The sequence below is a fragment of the uncultured Campylobacter sp. genome, assembly GCF_938030685.1.
In the GTDB taxonomy this organism is placed as follows: domain Bacteria; phylum Campylobacterota; class Campylobacteria; order Campylobacterales; family Campylobacteraceae; genus Campylobacter_B.
The window spans coordinates 21,880-27,879 of record NZ_CALHHX010000022.1; the positions used below are offsets into that span (position 1 = coordinate 21,880).

The 6,000-nt window shown below is 44.0% G+C and carries 3 protein-coding genes and 1 pseudogene; all 4 read right to left on the reverse strand.

Features of this window, described 5'->3' with window-relative positions; translation table 11 throughout:
- Nucleotides 1-1,156 precede the first annotated feature (1,156 nt).
- Nucleotides 1,157-1,918, reverse strand: a complete 762-nt coding sequence (locus Q0369_RS01135) for a hypothetical protein (protein ID WP_298094835.1) — start codon at nucleotides 1,916-1,918, stop codon at nucleotides 1,157-1,159.
- A 179-nt stretch (nucleotides 1,919-2,097) separates the two neighbouring features.
- Complete coding sequence (metE, locus tag Q0369_RS01140) at nucleotides 2,098-4,380, reverse strand: 5-methyltetrahydropteroyltriglutamate--homocysteine S-methyltransferase (protein ID WP_298094837.1); 2,283 nt, start codon at nucleotides 4,378-4,380, stop codon at nucleotides 2,098-2,100.
- Nucleotides 4,381-4,601: 221 nt separating this feature from the next.
- Nucleotides 4,602-5,186: an outer membrane beta-barrel protein gene (locus Q0369_RS01145; RefSeq protein WP_298094840.1), complete on the reverse strand. Its 585-nt coding sequence runs from the start codon at nucleotides 5,184-5,186 to the stop codon at nucleotides 4,602-4,604.
- Between the two features lie 254 nt (nucleotides 5,187-5,440).
- A pseudogene (locus Q0369_RS01150) lies at nucleotides 5,441-6,000 on the reverse strand (acetyltransferase); the annotation flags it as partial.

Consider the following 6,000-nt stretch of genomic DNA (forward strand, 5'->3'; position numbering starts at 1 on the left):
GCGTCCAAATCCTTAGATTCACGGACAGCTTGCAGCAAGCCCTTGCCACGTGAGCAAAATTCCGCCACAATGGCAAAATTTGAAACGCAAATGAGAGCTCGACGCACGAATAAAATTTTTAAACGCGCTGAGCGGTTTGCCATCAAATTCTTATAAAACCTCGCAAACGCAGTCTCGCAGGTTCTACCCGCAGGATTTCAAAATAAGCGCCTTTTGGAATTATGCCATATAAATTAGGCGCGCGATGCCGCTAAAATCCTACGAAATAAGATGAGCCACTTCATCACAACTATGAGGACTGAAATCCTACAAAGTAAAATTTTAAAAGCCAAAAATTTTGCAGCGATGATAAAATTCCGCCCGTTAAAATCTATCGCGCGAAATTACTAAGTCAATCTCACGTTAGAGCGCGATAGAAACCATCTAAAAGCTGTGCCTTATGAGCCAAAATCATAGCTTTATTTTTACTGCAAATTGCAAAACCTACGCCACCATAAAGTCTCTTTTAAATTTCGGGGCAGCGTAAATGCGCCTTACGCCAGCCTCGCTCTTTCGCGCAAAACGCAAGTAAAATCAATGAGCTTCGCATCGTAAAATTTCGACTCTAGGCTTAGTTTTAGCGCGGCGTAAATTCCAGCTCACCAGGCGAAATTAGCCGTAAATTTTCAATACGGCTACATAGATTTGAGTTTGAGCTGAAATTTAACCTAGCAGAGCCGAATCTTGCTTCGCAATCCAGCCATTCTAACGAGATAATGTAAATTTTAATTTGCAATTTAAAATTTCTAGCGCAAAGATACCGGCTTTGGCTCGCGTTTTGAAATTCTAATTTAGCGGCGTAAACAGTTTATAAAGCGCCGCGTAAAATTGCAAATTTCAGCGTTTTTTATTCGGCTGGCGAGGTTTGTGTGCACAAGGGATCAATTTGCGAGAATTTAAAATTTTATCGCTTGCCTCGGCTTGCTTGCGGGGGCGATCGCGGTAAAATTTCGCACCGCCCTTTAATGCTCGCTCGAAGTAAAATTTCGCGTCGCTGTTTTTAAACTCGTGCAATAAAATTTCAGTAGCTTGCTGCCGCGAAATTTTATGCTACCGCTCGCTCGCAGGATCTGTCCGAGCGCTGAGCTAGCGCTCGCGACGCGGCGCAATCGAAACGCTATCTTTTATAAAATTTTCTTATAATTCCGCTTCCGATCTCTTTGCTGTTGCCGTCTTCGATCATAATCGCAGTTCGGTCCACATCGACGCTCTTATCGGTATTTACGATGAATTTTATCTCTATCTGGCGCGACGTGATTTGCACAGGCTTATCGATAAATAGCACGTTCACCGGTCTTTGGGAGCTTGCGGCGACATCTTTTATCAAATTTAAAAAATTAGCATAGCTCCAACTATTCGCATTGAGCTTATAAACGTCTGCGACTTCCTTTTGCAGGGCATCGTCGTCGCATTTGACCGGAGCGCTAAACGAAATGCCTTTGCTCTTTTCTTCGTCAAATTTGCAAAGCTTATTCGCGGTTTGTAAAATTTTATCTTTATCAAACTGCGGCGAGCTTTGCGTTTTTAGCCTTTCGTAACTATCAGACGCGTATTTTAGGCTATTTTGCAAACGCTTTTCTTTGCTTTCCGCCTCCGAAGCGTATGCTTTCTCATAGGCTGCGTTAGCCTTGTCAAATTCCGCTTTTAGCACCTCAGCGCTTACCTCGCAAGTCATCTTCACCGCCTGGATGCTATTTTTGACGCTGATATCCTGCCAAGAAACTTTTTTGCACTCGCTAGAGCCGTCGATTGCATTGCCGATCGTCATGGACTTTTGCTGCGGTAGCGTATATTCTTTGACGATCTTTACGTTATCCTCGCCGCAGCCGCACAGCACAAACGCCGCAATAGCCGCGCCAACAAATACTTTTACCTTCATTTTTGCTCCTAAAAATTTTGATTATAAAAACAACGAATGCTAAATTTAAAAGCCCGAATTTTAAAATTCAGTGCCGATCGGACTTTGAAATTTGAAATAGAATTTAGCGTAGAATTTTATCGCAAAACGGCTGCCGGGTTGGAAATTTGCCCGGCAGCAAAGTCTTTTTTGCGCGAAATTTACGCCTTTGCGCGGATAAGTCTTACCGCTTCGACCATATTTTTTAGGCTAGGGCGGACCTCCTCCCATTTACGGGTTTTTAGGCCACAGTCCGGATTGATCCACAGCTGCTCTTTAGGAAGCACCTCAAGCAGCGCGCGGATCTGGCTTACGAGCTCCTGCACACTAGGAATTCGCGGACTATGGATGTCGTAAACGCCCGGACCGACCTCTTGCTTATAGCCGACCGATTTGAAAACTCGAAGTAGCTCGTTGCCACTGCGAGCGGTCTCGATGCTTATGACGTCGGCATCCATCGCCTCTATCGTTTTGATTATGTCGTTAAACTCCGAATAGCACATATGTGTATGGATCTGCGTGTGAGCGCTTGCGGCGCTGACGGCGAGCTTAAAGGCGCTGACGGCAAATTTTTCATACGCAGGGATATTTTCCGCGCGTAGCGGATAGCCCTCTTTAAACGCCGCCTCATCCACCTGAACGATCTTGATACCCGCGTCTTGCAGATCCGAAATTTCATCAAAAATCGCAAGTGCGAGCTGTTTTACGATCTGCTCGCGAGGCTTATCATCGCGCACGAAGCTCCAGTTCATCATCGTAACAGGTCCCGTTAGCATGCCCTTCATAATCTTTTTAGTACGGCTTTGAGCGTATTTGATCCACTCCACGGTCATTGGTTTTGGGCGGCTCACGTCGCCGAAAAGTAGTGGCGGTTTCACGCAGCGGCTGCCGTAGCTCTGCACCCAGCCGTTGGCGCTAAATGCGTATCCGCTCATCTGCTCGCCGAAATACTCGACCATATCGTTACGCTCAGGCTCGCCGTGAACCAGCACGTCCAGACCAATCTCATCTTGAAATTTAACGCAGTCGTCGATGTAGGCTTTGATGTCACGCTCGTAGGCTTCGCGGTTGATTAAGCCCTTTTTATAGGCATTTCGGACTTGTCGAAGCTCGGCAGTCTGCGGGAAGGAGCCGATCGTAGTGGTAGGTAAAATTCCATAGCCTAGCTCCTTTTTCTGCACCTTGATGCGATCCTCGTAGCGATCGGCGCGCTCAAGCTTACTTAGCGAGTTCACGCGAGCAGAGACCTTCTCGTCGTGGATGAGCGGCGAGCTCTCGCGAGTTTTGGCAGATTTTTGATTTTCCTCGTAAGCTTTCATGCCGTGTTCGCACATCGGAATTTCAAAGAAAAGATGGGTTAAAATAGAAATTTCACTTAACTTTTCGACCGCGAAACTTAGCCAGGATCTGATCTCGGTGCTTAGCTTGTCCTCATATTTTAGCGTAAAAGGCACGTGCAAAAGCGAGCAGGAGGTACCCACGTAGATGCGTTCCTTAGGCACGTAGACCTCGATAACTTTGAGCTGGGCTAGCTTTTTGTCGATGTCGCTCTTCCAGATATTACGCCCGTCGATCACGCCCGCAAAAAGCACAGTCTTAGCGTCTTTTAAAGCTTGAAGCTCTTTTTTGATATTCTCTTCGCTTGCGTAAACAAAATCAAGCCCGACCGCCCAAACATCGGTCTTTACTATCTCGCGCACGGCCTCAGTCGCATGCTCAAAATAGGTCATAAAGATAATTTTTACGTTACTTGCAGCCTTGCTTAGGCGCTGATAAATAGGCTCAATCTTTGGCGCTAGCTCAGTCGCGCGATCCGTTACGAAAATCGGCTCATCGATCTGAACTAAGACCTCGTTATCAAGCTCGCTAAGAAGCTTTAGCAGCTCCTCGTATTTCTCGGCAAGAGCGTCTAAATGCGCGAGTGGATCACTTTTGTCGCTTGATTTGCTAAGCGCCAAGTAAGTAATAGGTCCGATTAAATTTATCTTTAGCGCGCAGGAATCCTTAAAATCGTTATTCTTAGCAGCTTTGTACTCGCTTAAAATTTTACTAGGATTTAGGCTAAATTCCGTATATGCAGAGATCTCAGGCACGATATAGTGGTAGTTTGTGTTAAACCACTTCGTCATCTCCATCGCGACTGCGTCTTTACTGCCGCGCGCCATCGCAAAATACTGCTCATGCGCCGAAAGAGCCGCAAAGCGCTGCGGGATCACGCCGAAAAGCACGCTGGTATCGAGCATCAGATCGTAGTATGAAAAGTCGTTTACGCTAATTAGGCCGCTCCAAGCATCCAGCTGATATTTGATGTGACGATCTTTTAGCTCTGCGGCGACCCGCTCTAGTGTGTCATAATCGCACTTGCCCGCCCAATAGCTCTCTAAAGCCTTCTTTAACTCGCGCTGCTCTCCGATACGCGGAAAGCCCGTAACGTAACTCTTCATCTCTATCCTTTGAGTAAAATTTTGGTATGAAAATGTTGATTTTATCTAAAATTTCTTTTGCCGCTATTAAAATTTTAATCTAATCTCACAAAGCAGATAAATTTTATAGTAGTGCATAAGCGTCGTAAATTTAAACTGGATTCGTTTTTATGGATTTTAGTAAAAGCTCCCGATTTTGGATAATCGGGAGCGGATAAGCCGTAAGATGAAATTCCAAGAATTTAGAATTTATAATTATATCCTGCGTAAACGCCGTATTTTTTACCGTCGTTATCTTCGATATAATCGCCGTCTTTATACCAAGCTTTGCTTGCCTTAAAGCCCATTTCGATCTCGCTGTTTGAGCCGAACTCATACAAAGCACCTACCTTGCCGCCCAAGATAAAGCCGCCTAGCGTATCGTCCGCTCTAGCCCAGCTGCCGTCTCTATAGTCTATTTTAACCTCGGTATCTAGCACAGAAAGTCCGGCGTAAGCGCCAAGGACAAGCTTAAATCTGCCGAAAAGCTCCGGCGTGAAATCTGCGCCGCCTACAAAATCGTGCGTTCTCCATTTAACTTTTCTTTTGGCATAGGCGTTCGAGCTGGAATCCTCGCCCTTAAATCCGTAAAAATACCCGCCGTAAGCCCTAAACGTACCGAAGTCATACCCGGCTTTAACGCCTATTTGAGGCTGCCCGTCATCAAAACCCGCGGCTTCGTTTTTGAAATTGTAACCGGCCTCGCCACCTACGAAAAGCCCCTCCGCCATCGCGCTCGCCGCAACCAAAGAACTAAGCAACAATGCTTTTGCAACAAAATTTCTCATATTTACTCCTTTTGGTGAAATTTCATCTTAATGATAGCGACACGCTTCGAAACCTAGGCTAAATTTAAAGTAAATACATAACATTTACGATTTTTAGTAACAAAATTTTAAGTATTTTTGTAATTTATTTATATCCAGTATAAATTCTAAATCTCCATATAATTTACATTATAAATTTTTTATCGCTTAGTAACATATGCTTTGTAAAAGTATAGCGTAATAAGAATTTACGCGGTATTCCTCTGGATATAAATTTATCTTAATAACTTGTAAATCCGCGCAGAATTACTTAAATAAATCGGCTCAAATAAGTCTTTGTCGTAATTTTCTAGCACGAAGAGCTGAATGAAAGTCGATTCAAAGACTTTTTCATCTAAAATCAATATTCTTTCGTAGTCCGGTAAGAATATCACATAAAGATCGGAATTCTTATCTAATTGCTTAGATAATTTAACGAGCTTACCGTTTACCTCGCTCACTTGATAATATGTGTTGATCGGTATCTTTTTGCCGTTATGAATCAGATATTCGGGATCGGCACTGGGTAACATATACTCGCCATTTATGCTAGCACTTTTCCCATCCTCACCGATTTCAATATCATAGCCTATAACAGCCAGTGGATTCCAAGACTCTTTACCTGTTTCTATATTTACGGCAGAAAATCTTAAGATATTGGGCAATATATCTATCATGTGCGGTACAAAATAATAATATATATCCCTAGTTTTCTGCGGAAGCTTGAAATTCTTATCGCTTAAAGAACTTAGGAATTTATTGATATCGGCTTCGCCATAATCTTTTTGAATTTGAT